Raw genomic sequence first — 23,488 nt, 5'->3', positions numbered from 1 at the left:
TTCGGCCGCGCCGCATCGGACCATGACGTGCGCCTCGTTAGACTCGGGGCGTGCCCACCCCCGCCGAGGTCCGCGCACAGCTGACCGACATCCTCGTCAGCGTCGTCGACTGCACTCCCGAGCAGGTCACCGACGACGCTCGGCTCGACGACCTCGGGGTCGACTCGCTCGCCGCCGTCGAGGTCGCCGACGAGCTCGGACGTCGCTTCGGGCTCCATCTCGCCGACGAGACGGTCGACGGGCTCGTGACCGTGGCCGACGCCGTCGCGGCCGTGGTCGACCACCGACCCGGCACGGCACGGGGGCGCCGCACACCCACGGCGCCCGTCTCCCTCGCCTCCGAGGGACGCCCACCCGCGCGGGAGAAGTCGCGCACGGACGACGGAGGCGGCCGCGGACGCACCGACGCCTTCTGGCGCCTCGCACTCTGGTTCGTGGTCGCAGGTCTGGCCATCGGCGGCGCGCTCGGCTTCGCCGGAGCCACCGTGGTGCGAGCCACCGGCCTCGGTGGCGTGGACCTGCCCCCCATCACCTCGCCCACGCCCAGCGCGACCCCGTCGGCCACGCCCACACCCACCCCCACTCCGACGGCCACCACCGAGGACCAGGAGGAGAAGCCGACGTTCTCCGTCGAGAGCGATCGCGTGGCGCCCGGTCAGCGCTTCGCCATCTCCGGCCGCTTCCCCTCGCTCGACGACGGCGAGGTGCTCCAGGTGCAGGTGCGCGATCCCGGCGGCAGCTGGGACGACTTCCCGGTCTCGGTGCAGACCCGCGACGGAGGCCGCTTCGAGACGAAGATCTACACGTCGCGCACCGGCGAGCGCGAGTTCCGCGTCGTGCACGAGGGCAGCGACACCGAGTCGCCGTCCGCCAAGGTGACGATCGGCTGACCTGGCGTCGCGAGCGGCTCAGACCACCTGGTGGAGCCAGCGCACGGGAGCACCCTCGCCCGCGTGGCGGAACGGCTCGAGCTCGGCGTCCCACTTGACGCCCAGCAGGCCGTCGAGGGCCTCGTCCATCGTGATCTCGCCCAGCGCGGCCTTGACCCGGAACGCCTTGATGCGGTCCTCGGGGATGAGCACGTCGCCGTGCAGGCCGGTCATCGCGTGGAAGATGCCGAGGCCCGGCGTGCACGAGAAGCGCGCGCCCTCGCTCGAGGCGGTCGGCTCCTCGGTGACCTCGAAGCGCAGGCGGTCCCAGCCGCGCATCGCCGAGGCGATGGAGGCAGCCGAGCCGGCCGGGGCCTGCCAGGACAACTCGGCGCGGTAGGTCCCCGCCTCTGCGGGCTGCGGCTGCCAGTCGAGGTCGACGGAGCCGCCGAGCACGCCGGCAGCGGCCCACTCGACGTGTGGGCACAGGGCCGAGGGCGCGGAGTGGACATACAGAACTCCACGGGTGGGGATGCTCATCGTGCCTCCTAGCTCGAGATCCGCCTTCCCCAGCGACCTCACGGAGCCACGCGTCATCGTTCCGCGTCGTGACCATGCTAGCCCCATGAGCCCCTCGCGCACCACTGGTACGGGTTTCCGCCGGTCTGGAGCGTCGCGCGCCGAGAGAGGCGAGTCGTGTGACGATGGCTCCATGACCACCGAGGTGCTGGACAACCCGTCGTCGTCACGCTTCGAGATCACCGTCGACGGTGATCTCGCGGGCTGGGTCGACTACCGCGTCGACGGCGACGTCTACGCCCTTCCCCACACACGCGTGCTGCCGGCGTTCGAAGGTCGCGGCATCGGCTCCCAGCTGATCGTGGGGGCACTGGAGCAGATCTCCGAGCGGGGCGGCCAGGTGCTCCCCTACTGCCCGTTCGTGCCCAAGGTGATCCGCGACCACCCCGAGCACCTCGACCTCGTGCCCGTCGCCGAGCGACCGACGTTCGGCCTGTAGGCCGGCTCAGTCCACGACGTGGACCGCGACGCCGCGCGAGCGCCACAGCTCGACGATGTCGTCGCTGTCCTCCCACGCCTCGAGCACCGCGAAGCCGTCGGCCTCGAGGGTGTCGAGCATCTCGGCCTTCACCACGTGGTCGGGCCGGTAGTCACCGACGATGCGCATGACGAGCTGGTCGTACGGGACGTCGTGCTGAGCCAGCCAGTCGAGGGTGAGGTCGCGCCAGATGAACTCGCGCGACGTGACCACCAGGACGGCACGACCCGCCGCGTGCGCGGCACGCACGGCGTCGACCACCTCGGGCCTCGGCGGGCAGTCCTTGGACGCCGCGTGGAAGGCGTGGAAGTCGCGCTCCTCCCCCTCCACCAGGTGGCGGATCGAGGACACGTCGACCAGCGTTCCGTCGAGGTCGGCGATCACGGCGTCGGTCATGGCCCCAGTGTGCCGTCTCGCTAGGCTGTGCGTCCCGGGGCGGTAGCTCAGCCGGTCAGAGCAGAGGACTCATAATCCTTGGGTCGTGGGTTCGAGCCCCACCCGCCCCACCACTCATGCCGTCGCGCCTGCGCCGCCTTCGCGGACCCATGCGGCATGCTCGGCCCAGGACTGCCAGGGACACGATGGTGAGGTGGCGATGAGCGTCGTCGGCGAGAGTGCGACGTCCGTCGGACGCGTCGGGGCAGCGCGGCGCCTGTGGGCGTTCGGGCGCCCGCCGCGACTCCTCGGGATCGACGTGGCGCGAGGACTCGCCGTGCTCGGCATGGTCGGAGCCCACCTCGGGGACACCCCCGACGACGTCACCTGGTCGGACCCGTCGACCTGGGACGGCCTCGTCGACGGTCGCTCGTCGCTGCTGTTCGCGATGCTCGCCGGCGTCTCCATCACGCTCATCAGCCGCGGCAGGGTGCGTCGGGACGACCACCGTCTGCAGGTGACCCTCGTGCGCCGCGGCCTCGCGGTGCTGGCGATCGGCTTGGTGATCGAGCTGCTGAACACCGGCGTGGCCGTCATCCTCCCGCTGTACGGGATCCTGTTCGTCCTCTCCACCCTCGTGCTGCACTGGACCACACGTCGACTCTGGGTCGTGTCGGCGTCACTGGCCGTCCTCGGCCCCTTCGTGGTGGCCCTGCTGCACGCCCTGAGCCTCGACGCCTACGGTCCAGGGCTCAACCTGACGCTCTTCGGGCTGTACCCCGTCACGGCCTGGCTTGCCATGCTCCTCGCCGGGATGGCGATCGGACGGCTGCAGCTCACCGACGTCCGCACCGGCGCCGCGCTGCTGCTCGGCGGGATCGTGCTCGCCGCGTTCGGGTACGGGGCCGGCCACCTCATCGGGTCGGACCGGGACGAGCCCGTCGCCTACCTCTTCGGACCGGACTACACCGACGAGGACGGCAACGCGACGAACGAGCCCGGCTACCTCACCCGTCTGCGGGAGTCCGACGAGATCGAGCGCGTGTGGAGCACGGCGATGCAGTACAAGCCTCACACGGGCGGGGCGCCCGAGATCGTCGGGTCCGGCGGCTTCGCCGTGGCCGTCACCGGGCTCAGCCTGCTCCTCGCGCGACCGCTGCGGCTGCTGCTGCTCCCGCTCGCAGCGCTGGGCTCGATGCCGCTGACCGCGTACACGGGGCACCTGCTCCTGGCGGTGGGCCTCGCCGGCGGCCCGTTCGGCGGCTACGACGACCCCACCAACACCTTGTGGGGCTGGACGTCGCTCGCGATGGTCGTGATCGCGACCGGCTGGGTGGCGCTCGTCGGCCGCGGACCCCTCGAACGCCTCGTCGCCAGGGTGAGCGCCCTCCCGCCCGGACCGGGCGCGACTCCCGCGCCGGAAGACGCCGACGCGTCGCGGTAAAGTCGTCGTGGGCCCGTTGCTCCTCCCTATCTAGAGGACTTCGGGTCAAGGCCTCGCCGTGGTGCACCAACACCCGGCGAGGCCGTCTTGGTCGCGGGTGGACCTCAGCGACGACGCGGGACGCTGCCCACGACCTCGGTGCCCTGCAGGAAGCGGAAGTCGCAGCCCTCCTCGGCCTGGGTGACCTCGTCGACGTAGAGCTTCGCGTAGCCCCGCTGCGGAACGTCACGCACGCGGTCGGCCACCTCGGCGGCACGGGCGACCAGCTCCTCCTCCCCCACCTCCAGCTCGAGGGAGCGACCGCTGACCGACAGGGCGATCGTGTCTCCGGTGCGCACGAGGGCCAGCGGTCCCCCGACCGCCGCCTCGGGCGAGGCGTGCAGGACGATCGTGCCGGCGGCCGTGCCGGACATGCGGCCGTCGCTGATGCGCACCACGTCCTTCACACCGGCCCGGGCGAGCTTGCGCGGGATCGGGATGTAGCCGGCCTCGGGCATGCCGGGGTACCCGACGGGACCGATGTTGCGCAGGACCAGCACGTCGTCCGCCTCGACGTCGAGGTCGTCGCGGTCGATGCGCTCGGCCAGGTCGGCCGCGTCCTCGAACACGACCGCCCTCCCCCGGTGCTCGAGCAGGGCCGGGGACGCCGCGGACTGCTTGATGATGGCTCCTGCGGGCGCCAGGTTGCCGCGCAGCACGGCGATGCTGCCGCCCCGGTGCACGGGGTCCGCCAGAGGACGGACCACCTCCTGCGGGAACGGAGCCGGGGCGTCGGCGAGCTCCTCGCCGAGCGTGCGACCCGTCACCGTCAGGGCTTCCAGGTCGAGCTGGTCGCGGATCTCGAGCATGAGTCGCTGCACACCACCGGCACGGTGCAGGTCCTCCATGTAGTGCGACCCCGACGGCTTGAGGTCGACCAGCACGGGCGTCTCGCGGCCCATCCGGTCGAACGCCTCCAGGTCGAGCGCGTAGCCACGGCGGCCGGCGACCGCGGCGAGGTGGACGAGCGCGTTCGTCGAGCCGCCGAGGGCGAGCAGCACCCGGAAGGCGTTGTCGAACGCGGCCGGCGTGAGGATCTGGTCGATCGTCAGGCGCTCCCGGGCGAGGCCGACCGCACGGGTCCCCGTGGCCTCGGCGATCCGCATCCGGTCGGCCGTCACGGCCGGCGGGGAGGCCGATCCCGGCAGCGCGATCCCCATGGCCTCGCTGACGGCGGCCATGGTGCTGGCGGTGCCGGCCACCGAGCACGTGCCGACGCTGCCGACGAGCCGGCCGTTGACCTCGGCGATCTCGTCGGCGTCGATCTCGTCCGCGCGGTAGCGCCCCCAGAAGAAGCGGCAGTCGGTGCACGCCCCGACCGTCCGTCCGCGGTGGCTGCCGGTGAGCATCGAGCCCGTCACCAGCTGGATCGCGGGCTTGCCGGCCGAGGCCGCGCCCATGAGCTGGGCCGGCACCGTCTTGTCGCACCCGCCGATCAGGACCACGGCATCCACGGGCAGCGCCTTGAGCATCTCCTCGGTGTCCATCGACATGAGGTTGCGCAGGAGCATGCTCGTGGGGTGGGCGAAGCTCTCGTGCACCGAGATCGTCGGGAAGCTGATCGGCAGGCCACCGGCCAGCATGACGCCTCGCTCGATGGCGGTGATCAGCTGGGGGACGTTGCCGTGGCACGGGTTGAAGCCGCTCTCGGTGTCGACGATGCCGATGACCGGTCGGTCGAGCGCGTCGTCGCCGTACCCCGCGCCCTTGATGAAGGCCTTGCGCAGGAACAGGGCGAACTCCGGGTCGCCGTAGCTGGTCAGGTTCGAGCGGAGCCCGGTCGGGGTGTCGTCGTGCATCGTGGTCCTCACTGCAGGGTCTGGATGGTCGCCGGCGGACTGGCTCCAGGGCATGGCGTCGAGCCTCATCGCACGGCCTCGAGCTCGCGGGCGACGTGGTCGCCGATCTCCAGGGCCGCCGTCGCGGCCGGCGACGGCGCGTTGAGCACGTGCAGCTGCCGGGGTGCTCGACGCAGCAGGAAGTCGTCGACCATCGCGCCGGAACGGTCCACGGCCTGGGCGCGGACACCCGCCTCGCTGGGCACGAGGTCCCCGGACTGCAGCGACGGCACGAGCTCGCGCAGGCTCTCGAGGAAGCGCCGCTGGGACAGCGACCTCAGGACCTCGTCCACACCGGTGCGCCACCACCGTCGGGCCAGCCGCCACGTGCCGGGCCAGCGCGCAGCGTCGGCGAGGTCGCGCACGCGCACGGTGCGCCAGTCGTAGCCCTCGCGGGCCCCGGCCAGCACGGCGTTGGGCCCGGCGTGCACCGAGCCGTCGAACATCCGGGTGAGGTGGACGCCGAGGAACGGCAGGTCCGGGTCCGGGACCGGGTACACGAGCCCGTTGACGAGGTGTCGAGCGTGTGGTGCGAGCTCGAAGTACTCACCGCGGAACGGGACGATGCGCACCTGCGGGTCCACACCCGCGAGGCGTGCGACGCGGTCGCTGTGCAGTCCGGCGCAGTTCACGAGACGGTCCGCCCGCAGCTCGCCCCCGCTCGTCCCGATGCGCAGGCCGCGACCGTCGTCCTCGACCGACAGCACCTCCCGGCCGAGCAGGACGTCGCCGCCGGCCCGTCCGACCAGGTCGGCCAGCACCACGCAGACGCCCACGTAGTCGACGACCGCGGTGCTCTCGACCCGCACCGCCGCCAGCGCGCTGACGTACGGCTCCAGCTCGTGCGCCTCGTCGGCGTCGACCCGACGGCACGGGACGCCGTTGGCGACGCCGCGGCTCACCAGCTCGTCCAGGGCCGTCAGCTGTGCTCCGTCCGTGGCGACGACGAGCTTGCCGCACCGGTCGACCGTGATGCCGTGCCGCGACGCGAACTCGACCATGGACGCGGCGCCCGCCGTGCCGAGCCGCGCCTTCAACGACCCCGGGCGGTAGTAGAGCCCGGAGTGCACGACGCCGGAGTTGCGCCCGGTCTGATGGGCGGCGAGCGTCGGCTCCTTGTCGACGACGGTCACGCGGTGACCGCGCCCGGCCAGACGGTGCGCGGTCGCGAGGCCCACGATGCCCGCCCCGACCACCACGACCTCGTGACGTGGCATCCCTACCCCTGCCGGACGGTCAGGCCGCCGTCGACGACGAGCACCTGGCCCGTGACGTAGCGGGACGCCTCGGAGGCGAGGAAGAGCACCACGTCCGCGACCTCGGCAGGATCCCCGACCCGTCCGAGCGGCACGGCCGAGGCGGATGCGTCGAGTGCAGCGGCCCCCATCGAGTGCTCGTCGTCGAGGGACTGGGCCGTGCGGATGAAGCCCGGTGCCACCGCGTTGGCGCGCACCCCGTGCGGACCGAGCTCGACCGCCAGGGCGCGCGCGAGCCCGAGGACTCCGGCCTTGGCTGCGGAGTAGTGCGCGTGCTCGCCCCACCCGTAGGTCGAGCCGCTGACCGAGGAGAGCGCGACCAGCGACCCTCCACCGCGTCGGACCATGGCGGGCGCGGCAGCACGGAAGACTCGCATCTCACCCTGCAGGTCGACGTCCAGCACGTTCTCCCACTCGGCGTCCTCGAGGTCCACGAACGCTCGTCGTCGCGCGATCCCTGCATTGGCGACGACGGCGTCGAAGCCGTCGCCCTGCGACTCCTCGACGACCGCCCGCACCTGGTCCGTGCTCGTGACGTCGAGCGGGTGGAAGACCGCGTCGTGGCCCTCCTCGCGCAACGAGGCAGCGACCGACACCCCCGCGTCCAGCACGTCGGTGAGCACGGTGCGGTACCCGGCACGAGCGAACGCGGCGGCGCAGGCGGCACCGATCCCGATGCCGGCCCCGGTGATGATCACCGAGGGGGCACCGGACGGAAGGCCCGACATCAGTCGCGCAGGGGCATGGCGAGCGGACGCATGGGAGCCGCCGTCGCGCCACGCAGCTTGATGCCGGCCCCGATGAAGCAGAACTCGTACATCTGCTCCTGCGAGAGGCCCTCCATGTCCACGACCTCCATGATCGGGACCCCCGCCTCGGCGAAGAGGTAGGTGTGGACGGGCAGCCAGTTGCCCTCCTCGGCGGAGGGGATCTGCTCGAACGACAGGTTGTCCGACGCGACGAGCGCGGCGCCCGACCTCGCGAGCCACTCCGCGCCGTCTCGGTCGACCCCGGACTCGTTCGTGATGTACGCCTGCGGGTCGTCCCACAGCGTCATCTGGCCGGAGCGGATGAGCACCGCGTCCCCGGGCCGGACCTCGACACCCTGACGACGGGCGGCGTCCTGGAGGTCCTTCGACCCGATGCCGTAGCTCTGCGGCAGGACGTCGACGCCGTGCAGCGCCGCGACGTCGAGCAGCACCCCGCGCGTGATGATCGGCGGCTGCTTGTCGGCGCCGGCGCACATCCAGTGCCGGGCGCCGAGCCACTCGTCGGCGTCGAAGTTGTTCCAGATCTTGCGGCCGTAGCCGAAGTGGTTGAGCGTGTCGATGTGCGTCCCGCAGTGCGTGTACATCGAGACGGCGTCACCGGAGTACCCGACGAGCTGGTTCTGCTCGCCGAAGCCGGTCGCATCGTCGTTGGCGGTGCCGCGCGGGGTGTTCGTCATCCAGATCTGGTACGGCGGCTGGCCGGCCGCGGTGAACGACGGCATGCCGAGGAAGTAGTCGACGCTCAGGTCGAGCGTGTGCCCGGCGTCCGCGCGTGAGACGACCGACCGTGCCATGTCGGGGGTGATCAGGTTGAGCATGCCGATCTCGTCGTCCGGACCGAACGGGCTCTCGGTGATCTGGCGGAAGGTCGCCGACGCCGCGGCGATCTTCTGCGCCGTTCCCTCGTCCACGAAGTTGACTCCACACATGGTCAGTTCCTCTCGTCTGCGCCGGCGTCCCGGCTGTTCTCGGGGGTCGTGCTGAGGGCTCCGTAGAGCTGGGGGCGGCGGTCGCCGAACAGGGAGATCGCGAAGTTCACCTCGGGCAGGCGCACGTCCTTGGTCCTGGCCAGGCTCGGCTGGATGTCGGCCACGATGAGTCCGTCCTCGCGCTCGACCGAGGCCAAGACGGTACCGGTCGGGTCGATCACCTGGCTGCGGCCGATGAACTGGGCACCCTGCTCCTGGTCGCCGCGGTTGGCGGCGATGACGAACACGTGGTTCTCGGCCGCCCGGACCCGCGTGAACAGCTCCGCGACCCGCTCGGCGGGTGCCGGCCAGTTCGTCGGGTTGGCGATGATGTCCGCACCCCCGAGGGCGAGGCAGCGCGCCCACTCCGGGAAGCGCAGGTCGTAGCAGATGCTCAGTCCCACGACACCCAGCCGCGTCTCGACGAGGACCGGCTCGTTGTCGCCCGGCGTGACGAAGCGGTCTGCGCCGAGGTGGGGCAGGTGCGTCTTCCGGTAGACGCCCGACGTGCCGTCCGGTGCGAGCAGCATCGCGGTGTTGTGCAGCACGTCGTCCAGGAGCTCCAGGAAGCCGATCACGACGTGCAGGTCGAGCGACGTGGCCGCCTCCGCGACCCGAGCCACCTCGGGGCCGTCGATCCGGACCGCCGCGGCTCGGGCGGACTCCGGGGTGTCGAAGACGTACCCGGTCAGCCCGCACTCGGGCAGCACCAGCAGCTCGACGCCCTGCTCCCGGGCCTCGGCCATGATCTCGGCCGTCCGGCGCGAGTTCTTGTCGGCCTCGCCCGGGACGGAGCCGAACTGTCCCGCCGCGACGCGGACGGTGTGTGCAGTGGTGGTCATGAGCTCTTCCTCTTTCGGTCCCACGCGCCGTTGATGACGATGGCCACCACGAGGACGACCCCGTAGGCCGCCTGCAGCACGAACGACGACGCCTCGGTGAGGGTCAGGTAGTTCTGGATCAGGAACAGGAGCGCGGCCCCGCAGGCAGCGCCGAGGAGGCCGCCGCGGCCGCCGGCGAGGCTGATGCCGCCGAGGGCGACCGCCGCGATGGCGAGCAGGGTGTAGGTCGGCCCCACCTTCGCGTCGGCCCCGCCGAGCACGGCGGTGAGGACGAGCCCGGAGATGCCGACCATCGCTCCGGTCAGGACGTAGGCGGTGAAGCGCACCGCGGTGACGGGGACGCCGGCCGTGTAGGCCGCGCGGTCGTTGGACCCGACCATCCGCAGGTTGCGCCAGTAGGCCGTGCGGCTCAGCAGCCACCAGGCACCACCGACGCCGAGGATGACCCAGAGGATGTTCGGCACCACGCCGTCGACGTCGGTGAACCAGGACATCCAGGCCGGCAGGTAGCCGGTGGGCGACGACAGCACCTGCGTGGCGATGCCGGCGAACACCAGGTAGGTGGCCAGCGTCGCGATGATCGGCGGGATGCGCACGATGGCGACGAGGGTGCCGTTGAGCGCCCCGATGGCCGCCCCCACCACCAGCGCCGCGAGGATGACGATCCAGGCGACCGAGATGTCGTTCGCGATGAGTCCGGCCGCCAGGACGACGCTGACCAGACCGGCGCCCGGCCCGACCGACAGGTCGAGGCCACCGCCGCCGCTCAGCACCACCGGTGTCTGGGCCATGGCCAGCAGCACGAGGGGCGAGGCGTACACGAGGACGAGCTTCCAGCCGCCGTCGATGAACTCGCTGCTCCTGGTGACCGTCACCACCGCCATCACGACGACGGCGATCAGCGCCGGGAGGAAGTACGGGACCTGGCGCGCGGTGCGCACCGGTCCGAGGTCGACCGTGGTCATGCGTCCTGCCTTCCGGGAAGGGCGAGGCCGGCCTCCTGGCCGAACATCGCGGAGAGGACCGCGTCGTACGTGAGCTCGTCGGCCTCGAGCACGGCCTCGACCGACTGGTCGTGGCACACGGCGACGCGGTCGCAGGCCGTGAGCAGCTCCTCGATCTCGGTCGACAGCATGACGACCGTCATGCCGTCGTCGGTGAGCTCGCGCAGCAGCGCGTAGAAGTCGCGCTTCGTGCCGATGTCGACGCCGCGGAGCGGGTCGTTCAGGACGAGCAGGTCGGGCTCGGAGGCGATCCACCGTCCGACGAGCACCTTCTGGGCATTGCCGCCACTGAGTCCCGTGATCGGGTAGCTCGGGTCGTCCGGGTGGACTCCGAGGCGGCGCATGGAGGAGGCGACGAGCTCGGTGACGGCCGCTCCCCGCAGGAAGCCGAACCGGGACCGACGGCCGTAGGTCGCCATGGCCAGGTTGTCGCGGACGTCGAGCGTGCGGAACAGCCCCTCCTCCTGGCGCTTGCCGGGCACGTAGGCCACACCTGCCGCCACGGCGGCGCGATACCCCTGAGGGGTGACCGGTCCGTCGGGACCGTCCACCTCGACCTCGCCACCGACGGCGGACCGGACGCCCGCGAGGGTCTCCAGCAGCGGGACGCCGCCGTGCCCGTCGAGCCCTCCGACGCCGAGGATCTCCCCGCGGCGCACCTCCAGGTCGACCGGGCGGGCGCCCGTGTCGAGCGTGACGGCACGCAGCCGGGCGGCCACGCCGCGGTCGACCCGCTCCCGGGCGGTCGTCGTGTGCGAGCGGTGCTCGGCCTCGCTGCGACCGTCCATCATGCTGAGCAGACGCGACGGCGTCGCCTCGGCCCGCTCGACGGTCCCGATCGTCCGGCCCGACCGCTGGACCGTCGCCCGGTCGATGAGGATCTCGAGCTCGTCCATCCGGTGCGACACGAACAGCACGCTGCGGCCGTTCTCGCGCTCGTCCATCAGCAGCGCGAACAAGCGGTCGCGGGTGGCCAGGTCGAGCGCCGAGGTCGCCTCGTCGAGGATGAGCAGGCGCCACGGTCGCACGAGCGCACGCACCAGGGTCAGCACCTGGCGCTCGGCGAGCGACAGCTTGTAGGGCGACGCCTCGAGGATCGCCGGTGATGCTCCCAGCCGCTCCACGACCTCGGTCGCGGCGGCCAGCTCGTCCGAGCGCGAGCGCCCGCGGCGGAACAGGCCGTCGGTGCCGGCGAACACGTTCTCCAGGCCCGAGCACTCGTCGGAGATGAGCGTCTCCTGGAACACCGTGACGACGCCGTTGCGCTGCGCCTGCGCGGGCGAGCGCAGCCCGACCGCCTCGCCGTCGACGAGGACCTGGCCCTCGGTCGGGCGCATGATGCCGCTCAACAGCTTGACGACCGTGCTCTTGCCGGAGCCGTTCTCGCCGACGAGCCCGTGGATCTCGCCCGGCCGGACCTGCAGGTGGCAGCCGTCGAGCGCGACGGTCGCGCCGTAGCGGTGGGTGATCCCGGCCAGCTCGACCAGGGGGTGTGCAGTCATGGGTCGGTCCTCACAGACGCTGCGCGACGTGGCGGTCGCGGCCGTAGACGGTGATCAGGACGAGGATCGCGATGCCGAGCATCACCTGCTGCATGTTCGGCCCCACGGAGAAGCCGATGAGCAGCGTGGTGAACCCGGTGGTCACGAGGACACCCGCGATCGTGCGGGCGTAGCCGCCGGCGCCGCCGAGCAGCGAGGTGCCGCCGACCACGACGGCCGTGATGGTGGAGAACAGGTAGGGCGCGCCGATGTCGACCGAGGCGCCACCGCTGAACCCGCCGAGCAGCAGGCCGGCCGTGCTCGCGCACACCGCACCGACCGTGTAGACGACGACCCGCACCAGCATCGGACGGACGAGCGCCAGGCGCGCGGCCGTGACGTTCGAGCCGAGCGCGTAGATCTGCCGCCCGATCACCGTGCGGCGCTCGACGACGATCACGAGGGCGGCGACGAGCACCCACACGACGACGGCCGCGGGGATGCCGAGGCCCAGGAACGAGCCGTTCGGGGAGACGGAGGAGGTGATGAAGCCGGGGACGTCACCACCGGTGTTGCCGTCGACCGAGATGAGCACGCCGCCGGTCACGATGGAGGCCACGCCGAGGCTCACGACGAGTGGGTGCAGCCCGAACAGGCTCGACAGCACGCCGTTGGCCAGACCGATGGCGATCGACAGGACGAGCACGAGCAGCACGATCTGGCCGAAGCCCCAGCCCTTCGCGTACAGCGTCGGCAGCAGCACGTTCGCCATGCCGATCGTCGCGGGGATGGACAGGTCGATGCCGCCGATCATGACGGCCCAGGTCTGGCCGACGGCCGCGATCCCGAGCACGGCCGACAGCACGAGCAGCGACATGATCCCCGAGCGCGAGAGCACCTCGGGCGTGGCGACCGCCAGGACCAGGAACATCGCCACCGGGGCGAGCGCGACGAGCCAGGGGCCCGTCGCCCCCCGGCGTCGACGGCTGCCAGCCGTCGACGCCGGGGCGGACGTCACCTCGGGTGAGGTCGTGATGGACATCGGACCTACTTGACCGGGAGCTCGGCGAGCCCGGCGTCGAACGTCTCCGGCTCTCCGGAGCCGGTGAACAGGTCGTCGTAGTACGACGCGGGCACCGACTCGCCGTCGACCGGCTGGGCGTTGCACGCGCTGCTGAGCTTCATGCCGCTCTTGTAGTACTGGTCGACGTTGGAGCCGTCGATCTGCGCGAGCGGGTAGAGCAGCGTGTTGTGCTTCGGCTTCTGGCCGGCGAGCATGCGCAACGAGACGCGGAAGGCCTCGTTCACGCCCTGGCCGGCACCACCGGCGAAGCCGAAGGAGTCGGCGCCGGTCTGCTTCCAGCTGGCGAGCCAGGAGCAGGCACCTTCGAAGCCGGTGACCGGCGGCAGGTCACGATCGGCCTGCTGGAACGCCTGGGTGACCGGGACCGCGCACACGCCGCCGTCCCAGACGCCCGCGATGCTGCCCTGGTGCGTGCTGAGGTAGCTGAGCATCTGCGACTTGATCGTCGAGGTGGTCCACTCCCCTGTGATGTGGTCGACCTTCAGGCCGGCCTTCTCGAACGCGTCGGCCGCTCCGGCCTGGCGAGCCTCGGCCGCGGCGACGCCGGGGATGCCGTCGCACATGACGACCGTGTCCTTGGTGTCACCGACCTTGTCGATCAGCCACTCGGCCGACTTCTTGCCGGCGTCGTAGGCGCCGAAGTCGGACTGGATGACGTTCGTGCAGTCGGTGCCGGTCTGCATGACGACGACGAGCGTTCCGGCCTTCTGGGCGGTGTCGAACGCCTTGCAGACACCCACGGTCGGCGGCTGCATGACCAGGATGACGTCGCAGCCCTTCTGGACCATCGAGGTGATCTGCGTGGCCTGGAGGCTCGCGTTGTTGTTGGCGTCGCTCACCGTGAGACCACCCTTGGCCACACCCTTCTTCTCCAGCTGGGCGACGATGTTCTTCGCGACCGTCAGGCCCTCCTGACGCCAGGAGTTGCCCTGGTAGGCGCTGGAGTAGCAGAACTTGTAGGGCGCCTCGCCCGGCTCCCAGTCGGCGTACGGGTTGGGGCCGACGCGGGTCGCGTGCCAGAAGCCCGCGTACGTGTCGCGGACCGACTCCGGCAGCGCGTCGAGCGCCTCCTTGTCGGCCGCCGACTCCTTGCCGCCGGTGTTGAGCTTGGTGTACGCCCCCGTCCCTGCTGCGTCGTCGCCGTCGTCGGCGGACAGTCCGCCGCACGCGGTCAGGGCGACGAGCAGCCCGAGGACGGTCGCGGCCAGCGCCACCTTCTTCCCGCGACGGGGGCGCGGGAGGCGTGTCGTGAGTCGGTTCATGGTGCTCCTAGCGGGATAGCGCGTGACGTAGCGCACACTGTTTGGTGTGTAACATACAACATGCCACATGCCGCTCTCGTCAACGAGAATCGCGAAATGAAACACGACCGTTACGATCGGCGCACGGACGAAGGCCCGGCCGACCGCGACCTCAGCGGACGGCCCGACTGAACGGAGCAGGATGAAGCCGCTGGCCCACGAGGGATCGATGGCGGACCGCGCCACGTCGGCCCTGCGCACCGCGATCCTCAACGGCGACCTGGAGCCCGACACCCTGCACGCCGTCCACACCGTCGCCGACAGCCTCGGGGTCTCACGCACCCCCGTGCGCGAGGCATTGATCCGGCTCGCCGCCGACGGCCTGGTGCGGGTGCAGCGCAACCGGGGCTTCGTCGTGCTGCACACCTCGGCCGAGGACCTGCGCCAGATCTTCTCGTTGCGCCTGCTGCTCGAGGTCCCCGCGACACGGGCCGCGGCGCTCGCGGCCACGGACGCCGACATCGCGGCGCTCGAGGCCGACATCGGCCGCATGCGCGAGGCGCGCGACGCCGACGACGCCGAGACGTTCCTGAGGGCGGACCGTCAGTTCCATCGCACTCTGCTCACCATCAGCGGCAACGACCGACTCGCCGAGTTCGTCGACGGCCTGCGCAACGTGGTCCTGGGGACGGGCGTCTCGACCGCCAACCGGACGGAGTCGATCGAGGAGATCCTCCAGCCGCACGTCGAGATCCTCGGGCTGGTGCGGGCCCACGACGCCGACGGCGCCGCGCGTTCCATGCGTGAGCACCTGCTGCACACGGCCCGCAAGCTCATCGGCCAGGAGTTCGGCGAGGACGAGAGCATCGCGTTCGACGAGGTGCTCGGACGGTTCGGGGCCACGTAGGCGACGTCCCACACCGCGGGTCCGTCAGGCGGGGTGCTCCTTGTGCCACGCCACGAGCGCGTTCGCGTGGCCGTGCCCGAGGCCGTGCTCGGACTTCAGCACCGCCACCTTCTCCATGTGCTTCGCGTCGCCCAGCGCGCTGATGACACCCATCCAGTGGTCGATCGACTTCCCGTAGGTCCTCTCGATCGACGGGAAGTACGACGCGGGGCCCTTCGTGGGCCACTCCTGCTCAGCCATGGCCCGAGCGTAGGCCTCGGACGTAGCCTGAGGCCATGGTCGACGACGCTCCCGCACCGCTCACGCCGCTCGACGAGGACTGGGAGCGCGCTCTCGTGGTGGTCGCCCACCCCGACGACGTCGAGTTCGGTGCCGCGGCCGCCGTCGCCCGGTGGACGGACCAGGGCAAGACCGTCGTCTACTGCATGGTCACCAGCGGCGAGGCCGGCATCGACGCGCTCCCGCCGGACGAGTGCCGCACGGTGCGGGAGGCCGAGCAGATCGAGTCCGCGCGCGTGGTCGGCGTCGACGTCGTGGAGTTCCTCGGCTTCCCCGACGGCGTCGTCGAGCCGACGATCGCCCTGCGCGCCGCCATCGCCGAGCAGGTGCGCCGACACCGTCCCGACGTGGTCGTCACCGGCAACCACCACGACACCTGGGGCGGCAGCTCGCCCAACCAGGCCGACCACATCGCCGTCGGGCGGGCCACCATCCACGCCGTGCAGGACGCGGGGAACCGGTGGATCCACCGCGAGCAGCTGACCGACGGGCTCGAGCCGTGGGGCGACGTCCGTCAGGTCTGGGTGGCGGGCTCCCCCGTCGCCGGGCACGGCGTCGACACGACCGCCACGTTCGACCGTGGCGTCGCCTCGCTCGAGGCGCACCGTGCCTACATCGACGGGCTGGGCTGGGAGCACTTCGACGCCGCCGAGTTCCTCGAGGGCATGTCGCGCCCCACCGGTTCACGCCTGGGCGTGACCCACGGCGCCGCCTTCGAGGTCGTCTCGATGACCTGGGGCGAATGACCCGCGTCGTCGCCACGGGCCGTCGTAGGCTCCGAGCGTGACCTCCGTGCAGCACGTGCCCTCGTTCACCGTCGCGCAGCGCTTCGCGATGACCACCAACCGCTACGAGGTGGTCGCCTCCGACGGCACGCCCGTCGGCTTCGCCGAGCAGAAGCGCATGGCCCTCAAGGAGAAGGTGACGTTCTTCGCCGACGAGTCCCGCACCCGGCCCGCCTTCTCCTTCACCGCGCGCAACGTGATGGACCTCGGTGGCGGCTACGACGTGGTCGACGCCGAGGGCGCCTCGCTCGGCTCGTTCCGCAAGCTCTTCGGCCAGAGCCTCCTGCGCACCACGTTCGTCCTCGAGGGCGACGGGTTCACGGGCACCGGGCAGGAGCGCAGCCAGCTCGTGGCCGTGCTGCGGCGCTTCACCGACGTGCCGTTCCTGCGCTTCCACTTCGACGTCGTCGACGACGCCACCGGATCACCGCTGATGTCGGTCGAGCGCGCGGCGTCGGTGCGTGACCGTTACGAGGTCTCGGTCCCCGACCCCCGTGTGGACGTGCGGCTGGCCGCCGCCTTCGCGGTGGGTCTCGACGCCCTGCTGGGGCGCTAGACCGCGACCACGCTGCCCTGACAAGCAGAGAGCCCGCCGTCCTGGGGGACGCCGGGCTCATCGTGCTCCCCCGATTGGACTCGAACCAATAACCCTTCGATTAACAGTCGAATGCTCTGCCAATTGAGCTACGGGGGAATGGCTCCCACTTGGGGAGCACGATCGCATACTCTACCAACCTCCTGGCGCAGTCGTGACACAGCCCGGTCCCCCGTGCGTCGTGCCGTCGAGACGCTCATGCCGAGGTGCTGCGCCACGTCGGCCCAGGGCGTCGGACAGGTCCCGTCGGGAGCCCTCGCGTACCGCAGGAGGAGCACGTCGCGCTCCTGCGTCGTCAGGGCTGCGAGGTCGTCGAGGACCGCCGGGCTCTCCGGTCCACACGCGGCCGACGCGGGCTCCGGCACCACCTCGTGCGGCACCTCGAGGCGGGCCCGGCGGTGCTCCTGCAGCGCACGGGTGATCCATGGCCAGGCGTACGTCGCAAGGCGGGCCCCGCGGTCGGGGTCGAAGCGGGCCACGGCGGCCAGGAGGGCCATCGCGCCGACCTGGAAGGCGTCGTCGATCTCGCCCGGTCCGAATCCGAGGGCCCGCACCCGCATCGCCGCCAGGCGCAACGAGCCACGCGCCAGCGCTTCGCGCGCCTGGAGGTCGCCGGAGCGGGACGCCAGCGCGAGCCGTCGCTCCTCCCCCGGCGCCAGCGGCGCTTCCTGCAGGAGACGACGCACCAGGTCCATGGCTCCACCGTGCTGCGCGGAGACGAAGGGATCCAGGGTGCTCAGAGCGACTGTGGACGGCGGCGCGGGACCACTCCCGACCCGACCCGCGGCTGGGGACGAGCCGCTGGAGCTACTCGCCGCCGAAGGTCTTGTCGCGCAGCTCGCGGAACTCGCCCTGGCGAGCGAGCAGCTGGCTGAACACCTCGCGGTACTCGTCCGGCTGCTCCGCCGGGTCGGTGCGCTGCAGCTTGGACCGCAGGTCCTCCACCAGACGCCCCACCGTGAGCAGACGGAGCCGGGCCATGACCGCGGTCACCACGCGCGCCGTGGAACCCTCGGTGGAGCTCAACGGCTCCATGGCGGCCAGGCTCAGCACCCGGCGCAGGTCGTCGGAGACCAGCGCGTCGGAGACCCGCGGCACGAACGTGGGGTCGGTCTGCTCCGGCAGGCCGACCTTCTGCATGGTGCGCCAGATCTCCTGTGCCACCGGGTGCGTGAAGTCGTCGTCGTCGAGACTCTCGGCCGGGACGCGAGCCAGGTGAGGGTGCTGCGCGAGGGCCTTCAGCGCCTCGCGCTCGTCGGCGAACTGGCGCGCCCCGAAGCTGACGAAGGGCTGCGGCGGCGGGGCCGGCGCGGGCGTCTCGGCCTGCTGCGTCGGCACCCGACGCTCCGGCTTGACCGCCGGCTTGTACCGACGGTGCTCCGTGCGCACCTGGTCGACGTCGACCCCGACGCGCGTGGCCACCTCGCGCAGGAACTCCTCGACCTTGCTCTTGTCGCGGATGGACGTGGCCAGGCCGACGGCCTCGCGCACGGCGTCGACGCGCTGGTCGGCGCGGTCGAGGTCGTACCGGGTGAGCACGTTGTCGAGCACGAACCGGTACAGCGGGATGCGCGCGTCGACGAGTGCCCGCACGCCGGCGTCGCCGTCGGCCAGACGCAGGTCGCACGGGTCCATCCCCCGCGGCTCCACCGCGACGTAGGTCTGCGCGGCGAACTGCTGGTCGCCCTCGAAGGCCTTCATCGCGGCACGCTGGCCGGCCTCGTCGCCGTCGAAGGTGAACACGACCTCCCCGTGCATCGCACCGTCGTCGAGCAGGATGCGCCGCAGCACCTTGGCGTGACCCTCGCCGAACGCCGTGCCACAGGTGGCCACGGCGGTGCGCACACCGGCCTCGTGGCAGGCCATCACGTCGGTGTAGCCCTCGACCACCACGGCCCGGCTCTCCGAGGAGATCTGGCGCCGTGCGAGGTCGACCCCGTAGAGCACCTGGCTCTTCTTGTAGATCGGCGACTCGGACGTGTTCACGTACTTGCCCTGCATGAAGTCGTCCTCGAACATCCGCCGGGCACCGAACCCGATGATCTCGCTCGTCATCTCGCGGATGGGCCACAGCAGCCGGCCCTGGAAGGCGTCGAACAGCCCGCGGCTGGAGCGCCGGGCCAGCCCACCGGTCACCAGCTCGTCGTCGGTGAAGCCCTTGCCCTTGAGGTGGGCGATGAGGGCGGTGCCCGACCTCGGGGCCCAGCCCATCGCGAACGTCTCGGCCGCGCGCTGGTCGAAGCCTCGGTCGGTCACGAACTGGCGCCCCGGCGACGCCTCGGGGGCCGAGGCGAGGGTCTGCGCGTAGAACTCGCCGGCCAGGCGGTGGGCCTCGAGGAGCCGCTGACGCTGCTGGGGGTCGCGACGAGGCCCGCGCGACTCGCCCTCCTCGTAGCGCAGCTGGATGCCGTACTTGGCCGCCAACCGCTCCATCGACTCGACGAAGCTCAGGCCCTCGATCTTCTGGATGAAGGCGATCGCGTCGCCGCCCTCGCCGCAGCCGAAGCAGTGGAAGGTGCCGCGCGCGGGGTTGGCGTGGAACGACGGGGTCTTCTCGTCGTGGAACGGGCACAGGCCCTTCATGGTCCCGCCCGACCGGCGCAGCGTGACGTACTGCTCGACGACCTCGTCGATGCGGGCGCGTTCACGGACGAGCTGGATGTCCTCGTCGTTGATCAGTCCCGCCACGAGACGATCCTAGGCCGTGGCCGTCAACCGAGGAGCCGGTCGGCCCACAGCCGGGCCGACACGTCGGTCAGGCCGGCCACCTGGTCGATCACGACCCTGGTGCGCGCCGCGTCGTCGTCGGCACGCAGGAGGTCGGCGCGGAACTCCGGCTCCAGGTGCTCGTCGCCCGTGGCCACCAGCAGCGCGACGAGCGAGCCGAGCGCCTCGCGCTGGGCGGTGAGCTGCCGAGCGCGGTCGTCCGACCGCATCACGTAGTGCGCCGCGATGGACTTGAGCACGACGATCTCGTCGCGGGTGTCGGCCGGCACCTCCAGGTCGGCGCCGTAGCGGGTGAGCGGGCCCGGCCCCCAACGCTCGACCGTCGCTCTCTCCGCGGACACCGCGAACCGGCCGATCAGACCGCTGGTCAGGCTCTTCAGCACCGCGTGCGCCTCACGACTCCCGTCGAAGTCCTCGCGCGGCCACTCCGGCATCGCGCGCAGCCTCTCGAGCGCCGCACCGAGACGGTCGTCGTCGGCGTCGGGGTCGTACCAGTCGCGCGCCACGTGGTAGACGTTCGCCAGGTCGAGACGCCCGGGCAGCAGGCTGAACCACCCGCCCACCACGGCGTCCTCCACGTCGTGCACGGAGTAGGCGATGTCGTCGGCCAGGTCCATCACCTGCGCCTCGACCGGACGGCGACCCTCCGGAGCACCGAGCCGCAGCCAGTCGAAGATCGGCCGGTCGTCGGCGTAGACGCCGAACTTCGGGCCGCCGTCCGGCGCGTCGCCGCGCGCCCACGGGTACTTCACGCAGGCAGCCAGGGTCGCGCGCGTGAGGTTCAGCCCCACGCTCCGGCCGTCGGCGTCGACCGTCTTGGCCTCCAGCCGGCTGAGGATGCGCAGCGTCTGGGCGTTGCCCTCGAACCCGCCGACGTCGCGAGCGGCCAGGTCCAGGGCCACCTCGCCGTTGTGACCGAACGGCGGGTGCCCGAGGTCGTGCGAGAGGGCCGCGCAGTCGACGACGTCGGGGTCGCAGCCGAGCGTGGCGCCCAGCTCGCGCGCCACCTGCGCGACCTCGAGGGTGTGGGTGAGCCGGTTGCGGACGAAGTCGTCGAACCCGGCGCCCATCACCTGGGTCTTGGCCGAGAGCCTGCGCAGCGCCGCGGAGTGCACCACGCGTCCGCGGTCGCGCTCGAACGGGGTGCGTCCGGCCCGCTTCGTCGGCTCCGCGACGACCCGCGCCCGCGACTCGATGCCGTACGGACTCTCCACGGCGGGAACGCTACCGCGTGGTGCAGCCACGGCGGCAGCGCACGGCGTGCCAGGCTGTCGTTGTGCTCTCCACGGTCGCGGTGCTCTCCGACGTCCACGGCGTGCTGCCCGCGCTGGAGGCCGTGCTCGCCGAGCCGGGCGTGGCCGACGCCGACCTCGTCGTCGTCACCGGCGACCACACGTGGGGGCCGCAGCCGGCCGAGGTGCTCGACCGGCTCCGGGGCCTCGGTGCGGCGGTCCTGCTGGTGCGCGGCAATGCCGACCGCGAGCTGCTGCAGATGTCGCGCGGCATCGACGTCGGCCTCGCGGACGACCCCCTCTCCGTGTGGGGAGCCGGCCAGATGACCGCGGCGCACCAGGAGCTGCTCGACGCGATGCCGGAGCAGGTGACGCTGGAGATCGAGGGGTTCGGTCCCGTCCGCTTCTGCCACGCCACACCCCGCGACGACCAGGAGGTCGTGCTCGTCGACAGCCGGCTCGAGCGGTGGGCCGAGGTGCTCGTCGACCTGCCCGACGACGTCCGCACGGTCGTCTGCGGCCACACCCACATGCCGTACCTGCGGCTCGTCGACCGTCGCCTGGTCGTGAACCCCGGCAGCGTCGGGCTCCCGTACGGGCACGACGGCGCGAGCTGGGCAGTGCTGTCGGGCGGGCAGGTCACGTTCGGGCGGACCGCCCTCGACCACGACCAGCTGGTGCGCGACGTCGTCGCGGGATCGAGCTGGTCGGGGGTGGCGGCCTGGGCCGAGGAGACGCTGCTCCGCCCAGCCGGCGACGTCGAGGCCCTCACCACCTTCGGCCCCCGCGACGGACGCTGAGGCCCGCACTGACCCTGGTTCTCCCCCACTCACCTCGGCGGGCACGCCAGGGTGAGTTGCAGAAGACCGAGGTGAGCTCGTGATTCCCATCAGCTGATGGGAATCGCTGGTCCCGCGCCGGAGGGGACCGGGTCAGAAGCGGCCGTTGCGGGGGCGGGGCTGGCAGCGGGGGCAGGTGAAGGAGCTGCGGTTCATGAACGCGTCGCGGCGGATGGGGGTGCCGCAGCGCGGGCAGGGCTCGCCCTCCTGGCCGTAGGCGGCGAGGGAGCGGTCGAAGTAGCCGCTCTGGCCGTTCACGTTCACGTACAGCGCGTCGAAGGAGGTGCCGCCCTGCTCGAGCGCCTCACCCATCACGTCGACGACGTGGCCCAGCAGCGACTCGACCTCGCGCACCCTCAGGTTCTCGGTGGCGCGTGCGTAGTGCAGCGGCACGCGCCACAACGACTCGTCGGCGTAGATGTTGCCGACCCCCGACACGAGCGTCTGGTCCAGCAGCGCCCTCTTGACGCCCGTGCGGCGTCGGCGCAGGCGCGCGGCGAACAGGTCGGGGTCGAACGAGGGGTCGAGCGGGTCGCGGGCGATGTGGCCGATGGTCGTCGGGACCTGCTCGTCGTCCACGTCGGCGAGCATCATGCCGCCGAAGATCCGCTGGTCGACGAACCTCAGCTGCCGACCGTCGTCCAGGTCCAGCACGATGCGCAGGTGCCTGGGCGCGGGGGCGTCGGCGTCGCTGATGAGCATCTGCCCGCTCATGCCGAGGTGGCACAGCAGCGCCTCGTCGCCGTCGAGCACCAGCCACAGGTACTTGCCCCGACGCCGCGCCGACGCGACGCGCCGGCCGACGAGCCGCGGGACGAAGTCGGCGGCGCCGGGCAGGTGGCGCTTCAGCGAGCGCACGTCGTGCACCGTGACGGCCGTGACCGTGCGGCCGACGACATGGGTGTCCAGGCCCCGCCGGACGACCTCGACCTCGGGCAGCTCAGGCACGAACCGCTCAGACCTCGACGGCGTCGGCCGGGCTCACCTCGGCCGTGATGGCCCGCCACGCGATCTCGGCGACCTGCTGCTCGGCCTCCTTCTTGGAACGACCGGTGCCGCCCTCGTACCGCCGGTCCCCGACGAGCACGGCCGCCGCGAACGTCTTGTCGTGGTCGGGGCCCTCGCTCTCGATCGCGTAGCGCGGCACGCCGAGGTCGTGGTTGGCGGCGATCTCCTGCAGCGAGGTCTTCCAGTCCAGACCCGCGCCCAGGTCGGCGGCACGGGCGATGAACGGGTCGAAGACCGTGTGCACGACCTCCGAGGCACGCTCGATGCCGAACTGCACGTAGATCGCCCCGATGACGGCCTCGACGGTGTCGGAGAGGATCGACGACTTGTTGCGTCCGCCCGTGGCCTCCTCGCCGCGGCCCAGACGGATGTGGGAGCCGAGGTCGAGGGTGTGCGCGACCTCGGCGAGCGCCTTGGCACTCACGACGGCGGCCCGCAGCTTGGCGAGCCGCCCCTCGGCGAGGTCGGGGTGGTTGGTGAAGAGCGCGTCCGTGACGACGAGACCCAGCACCGAGTCGCCCAGGAACTCCAGGCGCTCGTTGTTGGGCAGTCCACCGTTCTCGTACGCGTACGAGCGGTGCGTCAGGGCGTGCTCGAGGAGATCGGCGTCCAGGTCGGGGACGCCGAGCACCTCCCTCAGGGCTTCGTGGCCCTGAGGATCAGAGGACCTGTCGACGCTCACCGCGCGCGCCGTACTGGCCGCACTCACCGCACGCACGGTGCGGGACGACCTTCGAGTCGCAGGCGGGGTTGGCGCAGTCGACGAGGGTGGTCGCCGTGGTCTTCCACTGCGAACGGCGGTGGCGCGTGTTGCTGCGCGACATCTTCCGCTTCGGAACTGCCACGAT

Annotated in this window: 25 protein-coding genes and 2 tRNA genes; 8 read left to right on the top strand and 19 right to left on the bottom strand. The window is 71.7% G+C overall.

The features are described 5' to 3' along the window. The first annotated feature begins 50 nt into the window (after positions 1 to 50). A complete protein-coding gene (locus ASF35_RS08550) occupies positions 51 to 890 on the top strand; it encodes an acyl carrier protein (RefSeq protein WP_055965523.1) in 840 nt (279 codons plus the stop codon). Positions 891 to 908: 18 nt separating this feature from the next. Here the strand turns inward: ASF35_RS08550 and ASF35_RS08545 are convergent, their stop codons facing one another. Continuing rightward, positions 909 to 1,403 (bottom strand): DUF3145 domain-containing protein, encoded by a 495-nt coding sequence (locus ASF35_RS08545; protein ID WP_082481999.1) that lies wholly within the window; start codon positions 1,401 to 1,403, stop codon positions 909 to 911. Positions 1,404 to 1,581: 178 nt separating this feature from the next. Between ASF35_RS08545 and ASF35_RS08540 the strand changes: the two genes are divergently transcribed. Beyond that, positions 1,582 to 1,887 (top strand): GNAT family N-acetyltransferase, encoded by a 306-nt coding sequence (locus tag ASF35_RS08540; RefSeq protein WP_055965520.1) that lies wholly within the window; start codon positions 1,582 to 1,584, stop codon positions 1,885 to 1,887. Positions 1,888 to 1,893: 6 nt separating this feature from the next. On the opposite strand, the gene ASF35_RS08535 is transcribed toward ASF35_RS08540, so the two are convergent. Further along, a complete protein-coding gene (locus ASF35_RS08535; RefSeq protein WP_055965518.1) occupies positions 1,894 to 2,322 on the bottom strand; it encodes a hypothetical protein in 429 nt (142 codons plus the stop codon). 36 nt (positions 2,323 to 2,358) lie between these two features. Between ASF35_RS08535 and ASF35_RS08530 the strand changes: the two genes are divergently transcribed. Next, positions 2,359 to 2,435: transfer RNA gene (locus ASF35_RS08530), tRNA-Ile, on the top strand. An 86-nt stretch (positions 2,436 to 2,521) separates the two neighbouring features. Beyond that, on the top strand, positions 2,522 to 3,745 hold the full coding sequence (locus ASF35_RS08525) for a heparan-alpha-glucosaminide N-acetyltransferase domain-containing protein (protein ID WP_156367988.1): 1,224 nt from the start codon (positions 2,522 to 2,524) through the stop codon (positions 3,743 to 3,745). A 104-nt stretch (positions 3,746 to 3,849) separates the two neighbouring features. On the opposite strand, the gene ASF35_RS08520 is transcribed toward ASF35_RS08525, so the two are convergent. The 9 genes from ASF35_RS08520 to ASF35_RS08480 form a co-directional block, all read right to left on the bottom strand. Beyond that, on the bottom strand, positions 3,850 to 5,583 hold the full coding sequence (locus ASF35_RS08520; protein ID WP_055965515.1) for a dihydroxy-acid dehydratase: 1,734 nt from the start codon (positions 5,581 to 5,583) through the stop codon (positions 3,850 to 3,852). 65 nt (positions 5,584 to 5,648) lie between these two features. After that, positions 5,649 to 6,839, bottom strand: coding sequence for an L-2-hydroxyglutarate oxidase (lhgO, locus tag ASF35_RS08515; RefSeq protein WP_055965513.1), 1,191 nt, complete (start codon positions 6,837 to 6,839; stop codon positions 5,649 to 5,651). A gap of 2 nt (positions 6,840 to 6,841) precedes the next feature. Further along, positions 6,842 to 7,576 carry an SDR family NAD(P)-dependent oxidoreductase gene (locus ASF35_RS08510; protein WP_200931734.1) on the bottom strand — a complete coding sequence of 245 codons (735 nt, stop codon included), beginning with the start codon at positions 7,574 to 7,576 and terminating at the stop codon, positions 6,842 to 6,844. Between the two features lie 29 nt (positions 7,577 to 7,605). Further along, positions 7,606 to 8,577 (bottom strand): cyclase family protein, encoded by a 972-nt coding sequence (locus tag ASF35_RS08505; RefSeq protein WP_055965507.1) that lies wholly within the window; start codon positions 8,575 to 8,577, stop codon positions 7,606 to 7,608. Positions 8,578 to 8,579: 2 nt separating this feature from the next. Continuing rightward, positions 8,580 to 9,458, bottom strand: coding sequence for a carbon-nitrogen hydrolase family protein (locus ASF35_RS08500; protein WP_055965504.1), 879 nt, complete (start codon positions 9,456 to 9,458; stop codon positions 8,580 to 8,582). Continuing rightward, positions 9,455 to 10,423 (bottom strand): ABC transporter permease, encoded by a 969-nt coding sequence (locus ASF35_RS08495; protein ID WP_055965501.1) that lies wholly within the window; start codon positions 10,421 to 10,423, stop codon positions 9,455 to 9,457. The genes ASF35_RS08500 and ASF35_RS08495 overlap by 4 nt, the downstream gene beginning before the upstream one ends. Continuing rightward, entirely contained in the window at positions 10,420 to 11,964 is a 1,545-nt protein-coding gene (locus ASF35_RS08490; protein ID WP_055965498.1) for a sugar ABC transporter ATP-binding protein, read from the bottom strand. The genes ASF35_RS08495 and ASF35_RS08490 overlap by 4 nt, the downstream gene beginning before the upstream one ends. Positions 11,965 to 11,974: 10 nt before the next feature. After that, entirely contained in the window at positions 11,975 to 12,985 is a 1,011-nt protein-coding gene (locus tag ASF35_RS08485; RefSeq protein ID WP_055965495.1) for an ABC transporter permease, read from the bottom strand. A gap of 5 nt (positions 12,986 to 12,990) precedes the next feature. Beyond that, complete coding sequence (locus ASF35_RS08480) at positions 12,991 to 14,289, bottom strand: substrate-binding domain-containing protein (protein WP_055965492.1); 1,299 nt, start codon at positions 14,287 to 14,289, stop codon at positions 12,991 to 12,993. 181 nt (positions 14,290 to 14,470) lie between these two features. Here ASF35_RS08480 and ASF35_RS08475 point away from each other — a divergent pair, with 181 nt between their 5' ends. Further along, positions 14,471 to 15,175, top strand: coding sequence for a GntR family transcriptional regulator (locus tag ASF35_RS08475; RefSeq protein WP_055965489.1), 705 nt, complete (start codon positions 14,471 to 14,473; stop codon positions 15,173 to 15,175). A gap of 24 nt (positions 15,176 to 15,199) precedes the next feature. Here the strand turns inward: ASF35_RS08475 and ASF35_RS08470 are convergent, their stop codons facing one another. Beyond that, a complete protein-coding gene (locus ASF35_RS08470; RefSeq protein WP_055965486.1) occupies positions 15,200 to 15,415 on the bottom strand; it encodes a DUF4287 domain-containing protein in 216 nt (71 codons plus the stop codon). A 35-nt stretch (positions 15,416 to 15,450) separates the two neighbouring features. Between ASF35_RS08470 and ASF35_RS08465 the strand changes: the two genes are divergently transcribed. Together ASF35_RS08465 and ASF35_RS08460 are read left to right on the top strand one after the other, a co-directional pair. After that, on the top strand, positions 15,451 to 16,200 hold the full coding sequence (locus ASF35_RS08465) for a PIG-L deacetylase family protein (protein ID WP_055965481.1): 750 nt from the start codon (positions 15,451 to 15,453) through the stop codon (positions 16,198 to 16,200). A 37-nt stretch (positions 16,201 to 16,237) separates the two neighbouring features. After that, positions 16,238 to 16,795, top strand: a complete 558-nt coding sequence (locus ASF35_RS08460) for a hypothetical protein (protein WP_082495408.1) — start codon at positions 16,238 to 16,240, stop codon at positions 16,793 to 16,795. A 65-nt stretch (positions 16,796 to 16,860) separates the two neighbouring features. Here the strand turns inward: ASF35_RS08460 and ASF35_RS08455 are convergent. From ASF35_RS08455 to ASF35_RS08445, 4 genes are all read right to left on the bottom strand, one after another. Next, a tRNA-Asn gene (locus tag ASF35_RS08455) sits at positions 16,861 to 16,933 on the bottom strand. After that, positions 16,924 to 17,529, bottom strand: coding sequence for a sigma-70 family RNA polymerase sigma factor (locus tag ASF35_RS17705; RefSeq protein WP_082480703.1), 606 nt, complete (start codon positions 17,527 to 17,529; stop codon positions 16,924 to 16,926). Before ASF35_RS17705 ends, ASF35_RS08455 begins: the two co-directional genes overlap by 10 nt. 112 nt (positions 17,530 to 17,641) lie before the next feature. Further along, positions 17,642 to 19,522 (bottom strand): DNA primase, encoded by a 1,881-nt coding sequence (gene dnaG, locus ASF35_RS08450; RefSeq protein WP_055965478.1) that lies wholly within the window; start codon positions 19,520 to 19,522, stop codon positions 17,642 to 17,644. A gap of 23 nt (positions 19,523 to 19,545) precedes the next feature. After that, on the bottom strand, positions 19,546 to 20,775 hold the full coding sequence (locus ASF35_RS08445) for a deoxyguanosinetriphosphate triphosphohydrolase (RefSeq protein WP_055965474.1): 1,230 nt from the start codon (positions 20,773 to 20,775) through the stop codon (positions 19,546 to 19,548). A gap of 62 nt (positions 20,776 to 20,837) precedes the next feature. Here ASF35_RS08445 and ASF35_RS08440 point away from each other — a divergent pair, with 62 nt between their 5' ends. After that, entirely contained in the window at positions 20,838 to 21,593 is a 756-nt protein-coding gene (locus ASF35_RS08440; protein ID WP_055965471.1) for a metallophosphoesterase, read from the top strand. A gap of 132 nt (positions 21,594 to 21,725) precedes the next feature. On the opposite strand, the gene mutM is transcribed toward ASF35_RS08440, so the two are convergent. The 3 genes from mutM to rpmF are packed head-to-tail and all read right to left on the bottom strand — an operon-like array spanning position 21,726 to position 23,485. Then, positions 21,726 to 22,580 carry a bifunctional DNA-formamidopyrimidine glycosylase/DNA-(apurinic or apyrimidinic site) lyase gene (gene mutM / locus ASF35_RS08435; protein ID WP_055965468.1) on the bottom strand — a complete coding sequence of 285 codons (855 nt, stop codon included), beginning with the start codon at positions 22,578 to 22,580 and terminating at the stop codon, positions 21,726 to 21,728. A gap of 7 nt (positions 22,581 to 22,587) precedes the next feature. Next, the gene (gene rnc / locus ASF35_RS08430) at positions 22,588 to 23,322 is read right to left on the bottom strand and encodes a ribonuclease III (RefSeq protein ID WP_156364829.1); all 735 of its coding nucleotides are present in this window, start codon (positions 23,320 to 23,322) and stop codon (positions 22,588 to 22,590) included. After that, positions 23,300 to 23,485: a 50S ribosomal protein L32 gene (gene rpmF / locus ASF35_RS08425; RefSeq protein ID WP_055965465.1), complete on the bottom strand. Its 186-nt coding sequence runs from the start codon at positions 23,483 to 23,485 to the stop codon at positions 23,300 to 23,302. The genes rnc and rpmF overlap by 23 nt, the downstream gene beginning before the upstream one ends. Positions 23,486 to 23,488 lie beyond the last annotated feature (3 nt).

This window comes from Aeromicrobium sp. Leaf291 (assembly GCF_001423365.1).
GTDB lineage: Bacteria > Actinomycetota > Actinomycetes > Propionibacteriales > Nocardioidaceae > Aeromicrobium.
The sequence above is the reverse complement of the archived record's forward strand: the minus strand, read 5'-3'. Positions and strand labels throughout refer to the sequence as shown.